Here is a 15,795-nt window from a genome sequence, read left to right as displayed (position 1 = left end):
GTTGAACCATCATGACGGATTAGGCAATCCCATCATGCTATACGACTTCGTGCAAGGTCTAGGCACGGGCGAAGGTATGGAGGGACAGGGAGAGGCCCAGGCATGGACGCGGTTCCCGCAATACGCGTGGTCGATCTGCGCAAAAGCTTCGGCGCGCTCGAGGTGCTGCGCGGCGTGTCGTTCGATGTCCATCGCGGTAGCGTCGTCAGCATGATCGGCGCCAGCGGGTCGGGTAAGAGCACATTGCTGCGCTGTATCAATCGCCTGGAAAGGCCGAGCGCGGGTGAGGTCTTTATCGACGGCGAACCGATGGGCGGGCCGGTGACGGCTTCCGGTGACCGAAAAGAGCGGCCGATGTCGGACATCAACCGCATGCGACGCGACCTGGGCATGGTGTTCCAGCAGTTCAATCTGTGGCCCCATATGACCGTGATCGGCAACGTCATCGAAGCGCCCCTGCGTGTACGCCGGATGAGCCGAAAGGACGCCATCGCGCTTGCCGAAGAATGCTTGGCGCGCGTGCACTTGTCGGAGAAGGGCGAGGAATATCCGGCGCGACTCTCGGGCGGACAGATGCAGCGCGTTGCCATCGCGCGCGCCTTGGCGATGCAACCTAAGGCCATGCTGTTCGATGAGCCGACCTCCTCGCTCGATCCCGAATTAACGGACGAGGTTCTGACAGTGATGCGCGAGCTGGCCGCCGACGGCACCACGATGATCGTCGTCACCCACGAGATGGCGTTTGCCCGCGATGCGTCCGACCGCGTGTTGTTCTTGCATAACGGCCGGATCGAGGAGGAAGGCCCGCCCGATCAGGTCTTCGGCGCACCCAAATCCGAGCGCTGCCGCCAGTTCCTATCCAAGAAGCTGCAGTAGGAACCCCGAATTGTCAGAAGCACTCATCGACGCTCTCAATCCGGCGCTGTTCTGGGAATATCGCCTGGTCCTGCTGCGCGGCCTGGCCTTCAATGCTTATGTCTTCTTTGCCGCGGCCACCGTGGCGTTGATCGTCGGACTGGCGGCGGCGCTGCTCAGGGTCAATCGCGCCTGGCCGTTCCGCTGGATCGGGACCCTGCATGTCGAGGTATTCCGCAATGCGCCCGACTACATCATGGTCATCTGGGTGCATTTCGTTCTGCCGTTGCTGCTGGGCAAATTAATCGGCCAGCGCATCGAGTTTTCGCCCTTTGTGTCGGCTGTGATCGCGCTTGGCTTCGTCTACAGCGGCTATTTCGCGGAGACGTTCCGTGCCGGCATCCAATCGATCCCCCAAGGCCATCTCGATGCCGGGCGTGCCTGCGGCATGGGCGAGTCTACGATCCTGTGCCGGATCATATTGCCGCAAGTGGTCCGCCGCATGCTGCCCGAAGCGGTCAATCAATTCGTATCGCTGTTCAAGGCAACGACGATCGTGTCGCTGATCGCTGTACCCGACTTGATGTATCAGGTCTCGATGGTGACGCAGCAAGAAATGCGGCCGCTGCCGCTCTATACCGGCGCGGCGGTGACCTATTTCGCAGTCATTTACGTCGTTGCCGGGAGCGTCCGCGGGCTGTCCGAGCGTTGGCGCAACAAGGTCTATGCCTGAGAGTGCATGGCGATGAGCAACTGGGAACGCCTGGTCTGGAATCAACGCGGCCTTCTGTTGCAAGGGTTGGCTGTCACGGTCGAGGTCTGCGCCATCGCCTTTTTCATGGCGATCGTCGGCGGGTTGGTGCTGTGCCTGGTTCGTCTTCATGTCCGGCCGCTACGACCGGCAGCCATGGCGCTGATCGAGTTTTTTCGCGCGACACCGATCTTCGTGCAGCTCATGTGGGTCAACTACGTCTGGCCTGAGCTGTTCGGCTGGCCCAACAGCTTCTTCACCGCGGGGTGGGTGGCGCTTGGACTGCAATCGAGCGGTTATCTGGCCGAGACCTTCCGCGCCGGAATCGAGGCCGTGCCGCGCGGCCACCGGGAAGCCGGTTATTCCGTCGGCATGTCGCCATTCCAGGTCTTTCAACGGATCGTCCTGCCGGAGACTCTGCTGACCGTGGCGCCCTCGATCGTCAACCAGTTCACGGTCATCGTGAAGTCATCGACCCTGGTGTCGGTCATTACAGTGCCGGATTTGATGCTCCAGGCCATGAAGCTGGTCAACATCTGGTACGAACCGATCGAGGTCTTGACCGCAACGGCCGCGATCTACATTGGACTCGTGTTTCTGGTGTCCACGGCGGGCAAGGCATTAGCCGATTTTCAACGCCGCCGCTTCGGTTTGAATTCGACCTGACTGTGAATAAGCATGGAACCGGGACCCCGCCAAAGCGCCGGACCAAAGCATTGTCTCAGCGATTAAAATTGGCGATCTGCCGGGCTCCCGATCGGCGCCGATCGGGAGCCCGCGCAAGTGTTCATTTTCCCCGAGCGGAGCGGCGTGTTGTCTCGAAATCTGACGGCCCCCCCCCGTTTCGTGCGAAGTACAAGTTGGACAATGCGGCTGAAACGCTTCTGCGGGGCTCGCACGCGCCGTGGGACGCCGTGCAGATGGATGGCGATCCGGACGAAGCGGGGAGCCTGGCGCTATCGGTTGCATGGTGGATTGAGCACGGGCCCGAAGACCGACGATGGAAAACCTCGGATCGCCGAAGCTCGACGGAAACTAGAGTCTGATCCGATGAGGTGGGATCAGCCATTGAACCCGCATCGTCCTTAACCCCTCGCCCGCGAAGCGGGCGAGGGGCCTCAGGCAATTCCTTCCAACCGGATCAGACTCTAGGACGAGGTTCAAGGACTGAGGCGCCAGCGAAGATGTAACCGGCCCTTATGCGAGAGAGATGGCCGAGAGGGCTAACGGACCCCCAAGGGGGGGTCGAAACAACCAATGTGGCGTCTCGATCATCAGCTCTCACTCGTTGCCGGAAAGCAGGTCATACACAACTCCAGCAACAACAACACCCAACGACAATGATGCGGCGACGGGACTCAGAATGCGAGTAGCGTAGATCACCGCGGTGATTACGCCTGCGTATTGTTCCCCGGTTGGGCGAGCCTGCTCAGATGCCTCCGACGAACGATCGATTCGAGAAGTGCGCTTGCTCATTGTGAGCTCCTTTGTGAGCGCCCTCTCGGCTGGTGATGATGTGGAGCCGAGCGACAAATGGGTCAAGGCCCTTCGACGTGCAGGAAGAGTTTGCTGAAACGCTTTGTCCTTCGAATAACCCCATCCGCTGCTATGTCGCCTGCTACCTATTTGCTACCTGGCGCGATCGCTCGACGGATTCGATTCCGGAGTGTCGAAGTTAAGACATTGGAATGGTTGGTGCCCCTGGCCGGACTTGAACCAGCACGCCCTTGCGGGCAACAGATTTTGAGTCTGCCGCGTCTACCATTCCGCCACAGGGGCAACGCGCCCTGGGATTAGCCCGGAATACCGCGGGACGGCAACTTCGAAATGCGTCCACGGGGAGCCCTCGCGGGATCCGCTTCCGGTGGTCACGCGTCTTTAGTCGAGCCGGCCGGGCTCGGAGCGGGTTCCCGCAGGATGAGCGGCAGGAGCAGAAATACAAGGGCGATCGAGAACAGGATGCCCAGCGCCGACAAGACGGACGGTAGGCCCCAGCCGTCGATCCCATAGCCCACGAGGGGGCCGAGGAGAAAGAACGCGCCGCGGATGCCCATTTGCGCCATGGAGATCACGGTCGCGCGGAACGCGGAAGAAATCCTCTCGTTGAGCGCATTGAGGAAGAGCACCTCGCCCAGGCCCCGGCCGACCTGGCCCACGGCCCCGGCCAAGATCCCGCCCCAGCCGAAGAAGGATGCCATGGCGAAATACGCGACGATGGGCAACACGCCGACCGCGGCCAGCAATCGTCGCCTTCCGTACCTTGCCTGCAGAAGAGCGGCGGATCTCCCGGCGAGGCCGAGGATGAGACCGTAGCCAGCCAACAGGACTCCGAAATAGGCGAGCGGCACGCCGCTCTCCTGCCAGTATTTCTGGTTCACCCAGAACATCACCAGCCCGCCGGTTCCCCAGGCGACCATATTGAGGAGCACGAGCCGTATCGCGGCGTCCCGCACCAGCGTGGTCGAGAGCATCGTCTTGAGCGCTTCCGCCCGTATCTTCCCCCGGGCCGGGCCCGCTTGCGGCTCGGCGAGGCCGAGCACGAGGATGACCGGGATCCAGCTCAGCACCGCGTTCGCCCACAAGAGATGCCCATAGGACAGGATGACGACCGCGCCACCGATGAGCGCGCTCACCGTCGTTCCGATTTGCGCGGCGAGCTTGGCGTTCCCGAGAACGGCTGTTCCCCGGGACTTCTCGCCGCCCGCCGCGAGATACGATTCATAGACGAACGCCACATCGCCGCCTGAGATCATGCTGAGGGCGATCCCCATGGTGAGGTGGTAGAGGAGGAAACCCTCATAAGTGTCCCACAGCGGAAGGAGCGAAAAGCTGGCCGCCTTCAGGATCGAGCCCAGCAGCAGCGTCTTCTTCCTTCCCCACACGTCCGAAAGCAGGCCGGTCGGCATCTGGCCGCAGACGATCACCAGCGCGAACACGGCTTGCAGCTCCATGAACTGCCCCATGCCGATACCCTTCGTCGCGAGATAGGGGACGAGCAGGGGGATCACGATCATGAACTGATCGAAGAAGGAGAAGCCGTAGAGGAGCTTGATGTTCTTCTTCACGGGTTCGACCGTACAACGATGTTCAGCGTGTTCATCGCCAACCGCTCCGCTTTTCGGCCGCGACGAGAGCTCGCTCGACCGTCATGGCCATTTGCTCAGGCCGGCTTGCGCTCGACCGTGCGCGGGTCGTCGACATCGAGCTCGATATGCTCGCCGGGAAAAGGCGTCACGGCCATTTGCGTGGCACCCTGCGAAGAGAGAAGGCGGTGCCACGCACCCTGCGGAATGACGGCGATCATTCCGGTGCGAAGCTCGAATGACTTCGGCGGTCCGTCATCGCACACGATGTCCAGGGTTGCAGTGCCGTCGAGGATGTGAACCAGCTCGTCGCCGGTGAGATGACGTTCCCAATGATCCTTCCCCGAAGACTTGATGGCCAAAAGGAGGCCGTCGCGGTAGGAAGCCAATTGTGCGACGCTTCCTTCGCGATCCGCCGCCGTCGAATTGGGGGCCCGTCGGAACATCTTCAGCTTCGCGACTTCTTGGTTGAGATCGATGATGCTGGGCGTTCCGGTTGTTATTACTTTCTTCGGCTCTACCGTCCGAGGGTCGTTGACATCGAGCTCAATGTGGTCGCCGGGAAGCGTCGCGCTCCAGGTCGTTCCGCCCTCCGACGATTGAAAGCGGTGCCACGCACCCCGCGGAACGACGGCGATCATTCCGGCGCGAAGCACGAAGGACTTGGGCGGCCCGTCATCGCAGACAATTTCCAGGGTCTTCGTACCGTCGAGAACGTGAACTAGCTCGTCGTCGGGATGTGTTTCCCAATGACTTGTCCCTGCGGACTTACCGGCGATGAGGATACCGTCGCGATAAGGGCCCAGTTGCGTCCCACTGCCCCGGCGCTCCGCCCTCTTTGTTTGCGGTGTCAGTCCACGGAACATGGTCAGCTTCGCAAGTTCCGCGGTGAGATCGATGATGCCAGGCGTTCTATTTCCCATTTCCTTCTCCATAGCCGTCTTCCTCGATCGTCGGCGCCAGGCCGTTCGGATTCATGGCGAGATAGGCCGGCTCCTCTTTGGCGCGCCCGTGCGGAATGTCGATGTGCTCGTGCGCCACGCCGAGTTCGTCGATGCACCACATAACCTTCTGGACGTTGGTCGATGTCATCCGTCCCCACACCTTGATCATCGGTTGGCTCGTCAAAGCGGTTTGGGTTGGCTCAGAGGCGCGCGACACCCGCCTTGGCGCCGCGGAGCATCGTGAGCTTCGGCTTCGGCGTTGAGATCGATGATAGTGGGCGTTTTGCGTTCCATGTCTTCCTCCGCTTTTTAATGGATGCTGCACCGCGGTGAGGGAGCGTAGCGCCGCAATTTAATTGCAGTGATCGCCGTTTTTGGAGACCACTGGAACGTTTTCGTGGCGCCGATTTCCTGGTACGAAGTCGGAACGTTCCGCTTCGCGAGGAAGGGACAGGGCATGGCTGCACCAGAGGGTTTGGCGATCGCCGAGGACGAGCCGCGGCATGAGCCGGCAACGCAGCGGCCGCCATCGAGCCGCGGAACCATGGACTGGGACGGAGTGCGGGTGTTTCTTGCCGTTGCCCGCGAGGGCTCAATGCGTGCTGCTGGGCGGGCGCTCGGGTTGAGCCAACCGACCATCGCGCGCCGACTGGCCGCGTTCGAGGCCGGTTTCGACGGTCAGCCCTTGTTCGACCGGCTGCCCGAAGGGGGGCGCCTCAACGCTGCCGGTGAGCAACTCCTCGGCGCGGCTGAAGACGCCGAGCGGGCGATGCTGGCGCTTGAGCGGCGGCGCGCGGCGGTCTCGCCGATGCTGAGCGGCACGGTGCGGGTATCGACCGGCGAGTGCGCCGCCGGATTTCTGGCGCGGTGCTTGTCGGGAGCGACGGCAACGCCGCTGCCCTCCGGCATCACCTTGGAGTTTGTCCAGTCTCTGCAGCCGGCGAACCTCGTGCGACGCGAGGCCGATCTGGCCTTGCGTCACCAGCCGCCGGAAAGCGGCAACTATTATGTCGTCAAACTCGGGACCTTCGCCGTCGCGGTTTACCGGCGCCGCGGCGAGGACACTGATGCCTGGGTGGCCTATACCGAGGAGCAGTCGCAGGGGCAGTCGCACGAGCCTGCGCGCTGGGTCCAGCGACAGGTGGAAGAGACCGGAATGCCGGTGGCGCTGCGCGCCTCAACGCTGCTGATGCATGTGGAGGCCATCCGCGCCGGCACCGGTCGCGGCGTAATACCTTGCTATATCGGCGACGGCCATCCCCTGCTGGAGCGGCTGACCTCGCCGATCCCCGAGCTTGCCGCCACCTACTGGATGATCGTCCACCGCGATTTGCGACGTGCCCCTTGCGTGCGCGCGGTCATCGATTGGATCAAGGTGCTGTTTGCCGAGCAGGCGGACGTGCTTGCCGGCAATCGGTGCGGATCGTAGTCGAGCCGCCTTCCGGGCCGACCAGAGTCATAAGCCCTTCACTTCGGGTCGTCTCACCTGCTAGACCCGCATCCCCATGCTGCGAAAACTCTACGACCGCATCCTCGCCCTCGCCGGCCATTCCCGGGCGACCGAGGCCCTGGCGTTCGTCTCCTTCGTCGAAAGCTCGGTCTTCCCGATACCGCCCGACGTGCTGTTGATCCCGATGGTATTGGCCCGGCGCGAGCGGGCCTGGTGGTATGCCTTCCTCTGCACGCTTGCCTCGGTTCTCGGCGGGTTCCTCGGCTATGCCGTCGGCTACTATCTGTTCGATGCGATCGGCCGGCCGATCCTGGAATTCTACGGCTACGGCCCGCGCATCCTGGAATTCCAGGAGCTGTTCAACCGCTATGGCTGGTGGATCATCGTCATCAAGGGGATGACGCCGATCCCCTATAAGCTGGTGACCATCGCCAGCGGCGCGGCTGAGTTCGACCTCTTGTCCTTCGCGGCCGCCTCGCTCATCTCCCGGGCACTCCGCTTTTATCCGCTGACGGCGCTCTTGTGGTGGTTCGGGCCGCCGATCCGCCGCTTCATCGAAGAGCGGATGGTGTGGGTCACGAGCGTCTTCGCCCTCTTCCTCGTCGGCGGCTTTGTGCTCGTCCGTTTCCTCCTTTGACCGGCTATAGTCTGATGCCCATGAAATTCCTCTCAGAGCTCGATGCCTTGCCGCCCCGGGCGGTCCCTTCGCTGGTGCTGGCGGCGAGCGCGCTGGTGCTCGGCACCGCACTCGCCTCGCAATATGTGGGCGGGCTGCAGCCTTGCGTGCTCTGCCTGTATCAGCGCTACCCCTATTGGATCGCGATCGCGCTGTCGGTCCTGGCGCTGGCGGCTATGCGCATGCCGGGCGGACGGCGGGCGAGCGCGGCTCTGGTGGGCCTCGCCGGAGTGGGCTTCCTCGCCGGTGCTGCCATCGCCCTCTTCCATGTCGGGGTCGAGCAGCATTGGTGGGCGGGCACGGCGGAATGCGGCACCACGCTCCCGGCCGCCGCCAGCGCCGCGCAGCTGAAAGCGCAGCTCCTGGCCCAGCCGGTGGTGCGCTGCGACGAGGTCGCCTGGTCCCTGTTCGGGGTCTCCATGGCCGGGTTCAATGTGCTGGTGTCGCTGGGATTGACGGCCTTCGCCGGTCTCGGCGCCAAGCGGCTCTTCGGCCATGACTAGGAAGGAGCCGCCCCTAGGCCCGCCCGCGACCGAGCGCACCGGCGAAGGCCGGCTGCCGGGCGACCTCTCGGGCCGCCAGCTCATCGAGCGCATCATCCGCGTCGACCATGCCGGCGAATACGGCGCCAAGCGCATCTATGAGGGCCAGCTCGCCATCCTCGCACGCTCGCCCGCCGCACCGTCGCTCCAGCACATGGCCCGCCAGGAGGAAGAGCACCTGGCGGAGTTCGAGCGGCTCATGGTCCAGCGGCGGGTGCGGCCAACCTTGCTGCAGCCGCTCTGGCATGTGGCCGGCTACGCGCTGGGAGCGGCCACGGCGCTCTTGGGCCAGCGCGCGGCGATGGCCTGCACCATCGCCGTCGAAGAGGTGATCGACGAGCACTATCGGGGCCAGATCGATCGGCTGGGCGAGGACGAGGCTCCGCTCCGCCAGACCATCGACCGTTTCCGCCGGCAAGAGCTCGAGCACAAGGAGATCGCGGTTGCCGCCGGCGGCGAGACCGCCACCGGCTACGATCTGTTGACGCAAGCGATCAAGCTCGGCAGCCGCACCGCAATCTGGCTTTCGGAACGGCTGTAGAGGCACGGGAGAAGCGGTGAACCGCTGAGAGCGCTGAGAAGTCGCAGAGATCGCGGAGGGTAAAATCTCAATGCCGCGCTTCGCCGCGGCGGAAATCGGAAGTCTGCGCGCTCTGTGTCGTTCTCCGCGCCCTCCTGAGCTCGTCGAAGGGGCGTGAAATTTCGCCGGCTAGCTGCTTTCCAACTCGGCGTCCCAATAGAGGAAGTCGCGCCAGCTCTCATGCAGGAAGTTCGGCGGAAACGCCCTGCCGTTCTCCTGCAGCTCGTAGACGGTCGGCTGCACCGGCTCCTCCAACGGGAACATCTTCGCTTCCCTGGGAAGCCGGTTGCCCTTCATCAGGTTGCAGCCCGCACAGGCGGTGACCACGTTGGTCCAGGTGGTGCGGCCGCCGCGCGAGCGCGGCACCAGATGATCGAAGGTCAGCTCCGGTGTGGGATAGTTGTCGCCGCAGAACTGGCAGGCGAAGCAATCGCGCAGGAACACGTTGAACCGGGTGAAGGCCGGGCGCCTTGCCGAGGAGATGTAGTCCTTGAGCGCGATCACGCTGGGCAGGCGCATCTCGAAATTGGGCGAACGCACCGTGCGCTCATATTCCGAGACGATGTTGACGCGACCCAAGAACACGGCCTTGACCGCATCCTGCCAGGACCAGAGCGAAAGCGGAAAGTAGCTGAGCGGACGGAAGTCCGCGTTCAGGACCAGGGCCGGACAGTTTTCAAGCGATAGGGACAAGAGTTCGCGCTCACCAACCTACCCGAATTACCAAGGCGCGGCGCGGCTGAGCGCACCGCAACGACCATTCCTTGATAGCCGATGGGCGAAAAGAACACAATATCTGGGGGGCTATTTCCCGGTTAAGGCTTTGTGACTGCTGAAGGCGGCCACGAGACGCTCGCCGCCCCGCTTGAGCCCGGCCTCGTCGATGGAGTGACCGAGGCGTGGCCGCGCCAGGGTCTCCACCGGCACGCCGGCGGCTTTGAGGGATGCCGCCGCATGCGCCAGGGACTCGAACGGCACCACCTCGTCGGCCTCGCCATGGACCAGCTGCACCGGCGGGCGCGAGCGGATCTCCTCGGCCAAGCGCTCGGCACCGATGATGCGGCCGGAATAGCCCAGCACCTGGGCGACCGGTCGGGCCCGGCGGAGCGCCACGTAGAGGGCCATCATGGCACCCTGGGAGAATCCCACCAGCGCCAGATCGTTCTCCGCAAGACCGGCCTCGCCGAGCTCTTGGTCGATGAAGCCGTCGAGGATGGGTGCCGCGGCTTGCACGCCGGCCTGGATGCGATTGGGCGAGCGGTCGAGGAAGCTGAACCACTGATAGCCATAGGGCGCCATGTCGCAGGGAAAGGGCGCGTTGGGCGAGACGAAGGCGGTGTCCGGCAACAGCGGCGCCCAATAGGGTGCCAGCCCGATCAAGTCGTTGCCGTCGGAGCCGAGCCCGTGTAGCAGGATGACGAGGTGCTTGGGCTTGCCGCCGGATGCGGGAGGCAGCCGCGGACCGGTAAGCACGAAGGGATTCTGCAAGGCCGATGATCCTCTATGGGGGCGGTAGTCCTAGCCGATATGGCGCCGGGGTGTCACGCCTGCCATCCGCTCCGGCGTGAGCCAAGCCGTCGTTACCCGCTTCGCGCCGAGCCCGACCGGGCGATTGCATCTGGGCCATGCCCATGCAGCGCTGGTCGCCTGGCGGCAAGCGCGGTCGACGGGCGGGCGGTTCCTGCTGCGCATCGAAGACATCGACCAAAGCCGCTGCCGGGCGGAATTCACCGACGGGATCCTCGAGGATCTCACCTGGCTCGGGCTCGACTGGGACGGCCGGGTGCGCCGGCAATCCCAGCACATGGACGACTATCGAGCCGCCCTCGATCGCTTGGCCAGGCGCCAGCTCCTCTATCCCTGCTTCTGCACGCGGAGCCACATCGGCGCCGAGATCCTTCGCTCCGGGGCGGCCCCCCATGGGCCCGACGGCCCGCTCTATCCCGGCACTTGCCGAAGCTTGAGCCTGGCCGAGCGCGAAGAACGCCAAGCCGCGGGGCACCCGTTCGCGATCAGGCTGGATGCCGCGCGGGCCGCTTCCATGCTCGGCGCCTTGAGCTGGCACGACCGCGAGCGCGGCACCCAGGCGCTCGATCCCAAACGCTTCGGCGATGTGGTGCTGGCGCGCAAGGAAACGCCGACGAGCTACCATCTCGCCGTCACCCTCGACGATGCGATCCAGGGTGTGAGCCTGGTCACCCGCGGCCTCGATCTCTTCGAGGCGACCCATGTGCATCGGCTCCTGCAGGCGCTCCTCGGCCTGCCGACGCCGGCGTATTTCCATCACCGTCTCCTGACGGATCGCGACGGCCGTCGCTTCGCCAAGCGCGACCGCGCGCCCACTCTGGCTCAGCTGCGCCTGGACGGGCATGATCCGGCGGCGGTGCGCCGCATGGCGGGTTTCGATTGAGAGCAACACCGATTGGAGGGCGTCTCAGAATGGCGAGGGCAATGGATTTCATGGGCACCTGGCGCTTGGTGAGCTGGATATTGGACGACGGCGCGGGCACGCGGCACGAGCCGATGGGGCCGAACCCGATCGGGCTGCTCACCTACACCTCCGACGGCTACATGTTCGGCACATTGATGGCGCCCGGTCGCGAGAAATTCGCCGGCAACGACCCCTTGGGCGGGAGCGAAGCGGAGTGCCACAAGGCGATGTCCACCTGCCACAGCTATTGCGGGCGCTATCGGCTCGACGGCGACAGCGTCGTGCATTCGGTGGAGCTGGCGGTCTATCCGAACATGGTCGGCAGCGAGCAGCGGCGCTTCTTTCGCTTCGAAGGCGAGCTCTTGAAGCTCCGGACGCCGCCGATGACCCGCAAGGGCCAATCGGGCATCGCCGAGCTCACCTGGCGGCGGGCCTAGCCCGCATTTCTCAAACCTATCGGGAGCAGCGTCGCGTTTGGCGGGTCGCCCGCAAGGAGCGGACCGAAGGGCGTAGCCCAGCTACGGCCGAGGTTCGCGACGACGTCGGGCGACCCGCTAAACGCGACCCGAAGGGACGGGCTCCTGCGGTCACAGGACGTCGTCAAGGCGCTCGACCGATGCGTGGCATCGCTCTTCGCGCCTTTCCTAGCCTGTGACCGCATGAGCCACGTCGCTGCCCCGATAGGTTTGAGAAATGCGGGCTAGAGCGGGGCTACAGCGTGTCGGACCTGAGGCCGCGCACCAAGGCCAGATAATCCGGGTGCTCGGGAGGAATGATGCCGCGCCGGATCAGGAGGTCGATGACGACGAGCGCGCAGTTGAACTTGAACGCGGGGCCGCGCTCGACGATCGCCGCCACCTCGGCGATCGGCAGGAGCCGGTATTCGGCGGTCTCGCCGTCATTGGGCTTGGGCGTGAAATCCTCCGGCAGCGCCAGATCGTAGCAATAGAGCACGTCGCGCCTGAGGCCCTGATCGACCATGCCGGGCTCGGTGTCCGTCGCATAGGTGATGGCGCCGACCGGCCGCGCCAGACGTGCCAGCGCCGCCGGGATGCTCGCCTCCTCCTCGCATTCCTTGATGAGGTTCGCCCGCAAGGAGAGGCCGAATGGCTGGCCGCCGGCGACGATGTTGTCGAGCTCGCCCGGAAAGGTCTCCTTCGTCGGCGAGCGCCGCCCGACCCAGAGATGGACGCCGCCCTGCTTCTCGACGATGCCGCTCAAATGCACCCCGCGGGCCCGCACACCAAGCGCGCAAATGGCGCCGCGATCCACCTTTGCCAGCGCCTCGCCGCCGGTCTCGACCCGATACATCTCGCCGGTGATGCGCCGCACGAATCCGGCTTGCCGCAACATCAGGGCGGCCTCGGCCAAGGCGGCTGAGCGGGCCTCGAAACCCTTCGCCGCCAGGCTGAGGCGAGCCTTGCCGCCAAGCGCGAAGAGATCGCACCGTTCCGCCAGAATCTCGGCCACCGCCAGCCGGACATAGCCGGCGACGCCGCCATCGATCAGCCAGGGCCGGAAGGCCTTGGGATCGTGCCTGGTGCAGCGCCTGACGTGATCGAGGAATGCCAACTCTCAGCGTGCCTGGTGGGCGCGGGTGAACAGCACGCGCTCGACATAGGCGAGCTGGCCCAGCGCGCGGGCGATGTGCTCGGCGGTCTCGCGTTCCAATCCCACGACCTGGATCTCGATCACCAATTCCTCCCGATCCGGCCCGCCGAGGGCGGCCATCAGCCGTGTCGGCATCAGCCCGCGCTTGACGAAGTGCTCGAGCACGCGGGCCACGACCGAGGGCTCGGCATGGGCCTCCACGCAATAACAATAAGGGAGGTGGTTGGGTTCAGACGAGGGGAGGAGGGCGGACGACATGGCACGAAGACTCCGGACGGGATGTGAGGGGACGAATAGCGACGACCCGATCCTCGACGAGGACCGGGGCGCTAATTCGCCCAACCATCCGGAGGCTCATTGCCATGGAAATAATATTACGCGAGAACGCCCAAGACATCAACAGGGTCCGCCGGAATGCCCCCACCCCCGCCCTCCCCCGCCTCCGGCGAGGGAGGGAGTCGAGCTGCGCCTCCTGCCCCCTCCCCCATGCGTCCCGGGGAGGGTCGGGGAGGGGGTGATCCTCACCCCCTCCCAAATTCCACCCCCAGGTGGGGCGGGCTGGGGTGGGGGCATGCCCGCTATGCCCGCGTCAACATTCGGATCGCGGCGTTGAGCTGGCTCATGCGCAGATGGTCGCCGGTGGCGCTGTCGGGGTGAAGGATCTGGGCCAAGGCGCGGAACCGCGCCTTCATGAGCTTGGCATCGGGCCTGGCGCCGGGTGGGAAGCCCAGGACATGGAGCGCCTCCTCGCGGTTGGCGATGCCGCGGGCGAGCGGCTGGAACGCCAGGGTTCCGACCATGCCCTTGAGCCGGCGGATCTCCTCCGCCGGATCGATGCCGTCGGACGGCGTCTCTCCGGCTTCGAGGCGGATTCGAAACCTGCCCTCGGCCAGATCCAGGGCCAGCGCCAAGGCGCGCCGGAGCTCGCCCGTCCCATGGCCCGGCTCCAGGCGGAGCTGCAGGCGCGGTTTGCGCCGGAGCCGGCGCCCCTCGCCCGGACCGGATTTGAGCCGGACCTCCTCGCGGTCCCCTTGGCCGGGCTCGCCTGGATCGGGGAGACCCGCCAGCGCCTCCTCCGGCAGGGTCAAGAGGACGGCGCGGGCCAAATCGGCGACGCTGACGCCCCGGCGCCGGGCGAGCGCGTTCACCCGATCGCGGAACCGGCTCGGGCAGGCGACCGTGTAGGTTTTGCTCTCGGGGTAGGTTTTGCTCTTCGGCGCCGGCATTGACCTTGTCTCAAGAGGGCGAAGCTCGCAGTCTCTAACCATGCGCCGCGATCGGGTCCAGCCCAAGCCGACCTTGCGTCTGTTGCTGGCCCTCTTGCTGTGGCTGGCGCTGGGCGCCGCCGGGATGGCGGCAAGTGCCGAGCGCCTGCAGGACTTCGCCCGCCAATTCGGCATTCTGGATACCGATGCCTTCGTCCAGACCATGGAGACCCTGGACCGCACCGGACGGTTGCCCTCTCGCTATCTCACCAAGGGCGAAGCCGAGGCAACGGGATGGAAACCCGGCCAGGATCTCTGGCGGAAGGCGCCAGGCAAGAGCATCGGCGGCGACGGCTTCGCCAACCGGGAGCGGCTGCTGCCCGGCGGGCTCCGCTACATCGAGGCCGACCTCGACTATCGTGGCGGCCCGCGCAACGCCAAGCGATTGATCGTGGCCTCCAACGGCAGGCGCTGGATCACCGTCGACCACTATCAGAGCTTCCACGAAGTGCCGCAATGAGCAGGCGGCAAGCCGATCTCTCCGGCATTCGCTCGCTGGGTGAAGCCTATGACCGGCTCGCCCGGGACCTCGCCTTGCCCGGCCATTTCGGCCGCAATCTCGATGCGCTTTGGGACGCGCTGTCGACCGACGTGGCCGGGCCGCTGCTGATCGTCTGGCGTCGGGGTGCTGCTTCCCGGACGGCCATGGGCGGCGACTATGACCGCTTGGCGGACCTCCTGCGCCAGCTCGAAGCCCGGCGCGCCGACGTCACCCTTGAGATCGATTGAGGGGCGAAATCGAAGGAGCCGCCATTTTTCCATGAGGCGATGGTTCCATCCCCTCCGCAGGGCTATATGAATAGCCATGAACACCTTCTTTGCCATCGCCGTCGGGCTTGCCATGGTCGCCACCTTGGGCGTGCTGTTCGCCGGCGTCATCGGCATGGCCCGGGGCGGCCCCGACCATGCCCAGCGCAGCAACAAGCTGATGCGCTGGCGCGTGCTCTTGCAGGCCTTGGCGATCGCGCTCTTCGCGCTCTTCATGCTGCTCAGCCGCTAGCCCAGGCCTCGGGGGCGATGGTCCGGCTCACGCGCATCTACACCCGTGGCGGCGATCAGGGGCAAACCTCGCTTGGCGACGGCGAGCGCGTCGCCAAGCACGATCCGCGCGTGGCCGCCTACGGCACCGTGGACGAGGCCAATGCCGTCCTCGGCGTGGCCCGGCTCTACGTCAAGGGCGATGTGGATCAGATGCTGACCCGCATCCAGAACGATCTCTTCGATTTGGGCGCCGATCTCTGTCGTCCGGAAACCGCCCAAGCGGCGCTTCGCATCAACGCCGCCCAGGTAAAGCGGCTCGAAGCCGAGATCGATCGGATGAACGCCAAGCTCGCCCCGCTCACCTCCTTCGTGCTCCCGGGCGGGACGCCGAGTGCCGCCTATCTGCATCTGGCGCGCACCGTTGTGCGCCGGGCCGAGCGGATGATGACCCTGCTCGCCGAGACCCAGAGCGTGAACCCGGAAGCGATCAAATACGCAAACCGCTTGTCCGACCATCTCTTCGTCCTGTCCCGGCACGTGAACGAAGATGGCGGCAAGGACGTGCTCTGGGTTCCCGGCCAGAACGGCTAGGTACGGCCGGCTGGCTTGACTTGCAGATAGCCCTC

General features: G+C 65.1%; 22 protein-coding genes and 1 tRNA gene. 13 read left to right on the top strand and 10 right to left on the bottom strand.

Annotation, left to right across the window (positions count from 1 at the left end; all coding sequences use genetic code 11):
• Nucleotides 1-102: 102 nt before the first annotated feature.
• From HY058_19230 to HY058_19220, 3 genes are read left to right on the top strand one after another with little or no spacing between them, the layout of a single operon-like run.
• Nucleotides 103-876 carry an amino acid ABC transporter ATP-binding protein gene (locus HY058_19230; GenBank protein ID MBI3499432.1) on the top strand — a complete coding sequence of 258 codons (774 nt, stop codon included), beginning with the start codon at nt 103-105 and terminating at the stop codon, nt 874-876.
• Between the two features lie 10 nt (nt 877-886).
• The gene (locus HY058_19225) at nt 887-1,588 is read left to right on the top strand and encodes an amino acid ABC transporter permease (GenBank protein MBI3499431.1); all 702 of its coding nucleotides are present in this window, start codon (nt 887-889) and stop codon (nt 1,586-1,588) included.
• Nucleotides 1,589-1,594: 6 nt separating this feature from the next.
• Nucleotides 1,595-2,272 carry an amino acid ABC transporter permease gene (locus tag HY058_19220; GenBank protein MBI3499430.1) on the top strand — a complete coding sequence of 226 codons (678 nt, stop codon included), beginning with the start codon at nt 1,595-1,597 and terminating at the stop codon, nt 2,270-2,272.
• A 615-nt stretch (nt 2,273-2,887) separates the two neighbouring features.
• Here HY058_19220 and HY058_19215 read toward each other — a convergent pair.
• The 5 genes from HY058_19215 to HY058_19195 form a co-directional block, all read right to left on the bottom strand.
• The gene (locus tag HY058_19215; GenBank protein MBI3499429.1) at nt 2,888-3,082 is read right to left on the bottom strand and encodes a hypothetical protein; all 195 of its coding nucleotides are present in this window, start codon (nt 3,080-3,082) and stop codon (nt 2,888-2,890) included.
• 217 nt (nt 3,083-3,299) lie between these two features.
• A tRNA-Leu gene (locus HY058_19210) sits at nt 3,300-3,385 on the bottom strand.
• An 89-nt stretch (nt 3,386-3,474) separates the two neighbouring features.
• On the bottom strand, nt 3,475-4,671 hold the full coding sequence (locus tag HY058_19205; GenBank protein ID MBI3499428.1) for an MFS transporter: 1,197 nt from the start codon (nt 4,669-4,671) through the stop codon (nt 3,475-3,477).
• A gap of 95 nt (nt 4,672-4,766) precedes the next feature.
• Nucleotides 4,767-5,624 (bottom strand): cupin domain-containing protein, encoded by an 858-nt coding sequence (locus HY058_19200; GenBank protein ID MBI3499427.1) that lies wholly within the window; start codon nt 5,622-5,624, stop codon nt 4,767-4,769.
• The gene (locus HY058_19195) at nt 5,602-5,802 is read right to left on the bottom strand and encodes a glutathione S-transferase N-terminal domain-containing protein (protein MBI3499426.1); all 201 of its coding nucleotides are present in this window, start codon (nt 5,800-5,802) and stop codon (nt 5,602-5,604) included. The genes HY058_19200 and HY058_19195 overlap by 23 nt, the downstream gene beginning before the upstream one ends.
• A gap of 228 nt (nt 5,803-6,030) precedes the next feature.
• Between HY058_19195 and HY058_19190 the strand changes: the two genes are divergently transcribed.
• The 4 genes from HY058_19190 to HY058_19175 all read left to right on the top strand — a co-directional run bounded on the left by HY058_19190 (nt 6,031) and on the right by HY058_19175 (nt 8,842).
• Entirely contained in the window at nt 6,031-7,062 is a 1,032-nt protein-coding gene (locus HY058_19190) for a LysR family transcriptional regulator (GenBank protein MBI3499425.1), read from the top strand.
• Between the two features lie 76 nt (nt 7,063-7,138).
• Entirely contained in the window at nt 7,139-7,720 is a 582-nt protein-coding gene (locus HY058_19185) for a DedA family protein (protein MBI3499424.1), read from the top strand.
• A 20-nt stretch (nt 7,721-7,740) separates the two neighbouring features.
• Nucleotides 7,741-8,262 carry a disulfide bond formation protein B gene (locus HY058_19180; protein MBI3499423.1) on the top strand — a complete coding sequence of 174 codons (522 nt, stop codon included), beginning with the start codon at nt 7,741-7,743 and terminating at the stop codon, nt 8,260-8,262.
• A complete protein-coding gene (locus tag HY058_19175; protein MBI3499422.1) occupies nt 8,255-8,842 on the top strand; it encodes a demethoxyubiquinone hydroxylase family protein in 588 nt (195 codons plus the stop codon). Before HY058_19180 ends, HY058_19175 begins: the two co-directional genes overlap by 8 nt.
• A 168-nt stretch (nt 8,843-9,010) precedes the next feature.
• Here HY058_19175 and HY058_19170 read toward each other — a convergent pair whose 3' ends face one another.
• Entirely contained in the window at nt 9,011-9,574 is a 564-nt protein-coding gene (locus tag HY058_19170) for an HNH endonuclease (protein ID MBI3499421.1), read from the bottom strand.
• A gap of 111 nt (nt 9,575-9,685) precedes the next feature.
• Nucleotides 9,686-10,354, bottom strand: a complete 669-nt coding sequence (locus HY058_19165; GenBank protein ID MBI3499420.1) for a prolyl oligopeptidase family serine peptidase — start codon at nt 10,352-10,354, stop codon at nt 9,686-9,688.
• 91 nt (nt 10,355-10,445) lie between these two features.
• Here HY058_19165 and gluQRS point away from each other — a divergent pair, with 91 nt between their 5' ends.
• Both gluQRS and HY058_19155 read left to right on the top strand, forming a co-directional pair.
• Nucleotides 10,446-11,291: a tRNA glutamyl-Q(34) synthetase GluQRS gene (gene gluQRS, locus HY058_19160; GenBank protein MBI3499419.1), complete on the top strand. Its 846-nt coding sequence runs from the start codon at nt 10,446-10,448 to the stop codon at nt 11,289-11,291.
• Nucleotides 11,292-11,320: 29 nt separating this feature from the next.
• Nucleotides 11,321-11,749 (top strand): lipocalin-like domain-containing protein, encoded by a 429-nt coding sequence (locus HY058_19155; protein ID MBI3499418.1) that lies wholly within the window; start codon nt 11,321-11,323, stop codon nt 11,747-11,749.
• A gap of 274 nt (nt 11,750-12,023) precedes the next feature.
• Here the strand turns inward: HY058_19155 and HY058_19150 are convergent, their stop codons facing one another.
• The 3 genes from HY058_19150 to HY058_19140 all read right to left on the bottom strand — a co-directional run bounded on the left by HY058_19150 (nt 12,024) and on the right by HY058_19140 (nt 14,149).
• Nucleotides 12,024-12,884, bottom strand: coding sequence for a DUF4743 domain-containing protein (locus HY058_19150; protein ID MBI3499417.1), 861 nt, complete (start codon nt 12,882-12,884; stop codon nt 12,024-12,026).
• A gap of 3 nt (nt 12,885-12,887) precedes the next feature.
• Nucleotides 12,888-13,097 carry a hypothetical protein gene (locus HY058_19145; GenBank protein ID MBI3499416.1) on the bottom strand — a complete coding sequence of 70 codons (210 nt, stop codon included), beginning with the start codon at nt 13,095-13,097 and terminating at the stop codon, nt 12,888-12,890.
• Nucleotides 13,098-13,501: 404 nt separating this feature from the next.
• Nucleotides 13,502-14,149: a J domain-containing protein gene (locus tag HY058_19140; GenBank protein MBI3499415.1), complete on the bottom strand. Its 648-nt coding sequence runs from the start codon at nt 14,147-14,149 to the stop codon at nt 13,502-13,504.
• A gap of 124 nt (nt 14,150-14,273) precedes the next feature.
• On the opposite strand from HY058_19140, the gene HY058_19135 reads away from it, so the two are divergent.
• From HY058_19135 to HY058_19120, 4 genes are all read left to right on the top strand, one after another.
• A complete protein-coding gene (locus HY058_19135) occupies nt 14,274-14,648 on the top strand; it encodes a ribonuclease (GenBank protein ID MBI3499414.1) in 375 nt (124 codons plus the stop codon).
• Nucleotides 14,645-14,917, top strand: a complete 273-nt coding sequence (locus HY058_19130; GenBank protein MBI3499413.1) for a barstar family protein — start codon at nt 14,645-14,647, stop codon at nt 14,915-14,917. Before HY058_19135 ends, HY058_19130 begins: the two co-directional genes overlap by 4 nt.
• A 76-nt stretch (nt 14,918-14,993) precedes the next feature.
• The gene (locus tag HY058_19125) at nt 14,994-15,188 is read left to right on the top strand and encodes a twin transmembrane helix small protein (GenBank protein MBI3499412.1); all 195 of its coding nucleotides are present in this window, start codon (nt 14,994-14,996) and stop codon (nt 15,186-15,188) included.
• A 17-nt stretch (nt 15,189-15,205) separates the two neighbouring features.
• The gene (locus HY058_19120) at nt 15,206-15,760 is read left to right on the top strand and encodes a cob(I)yrinic acid a,c-diamide adenosyltransferase (GenBank protein ID MBI3499411.1); all 555 of its coding nucleotides are present in this window, start codon (nt 15,206-15,208) and stop codon (nt 15,758-15,760) included.
• The last annotated feature ends 35 nt before the right edge of the window (nt 15,761-15,795 follow it).

The organism is Pseudomonadota bacterium, assembly GCA_016195085.1.
In the GTDB taxonomy this organism is placed as follows: Bacteria; Pseudomonadota; Alphaproteobacteria; order SHVZ01; family SHVZ01; genus JACQAG01.
Note: the sequence above shows the minus strand (reverse complement) of the source record. Positions and strands in the feature narration are given on the sequence as shown.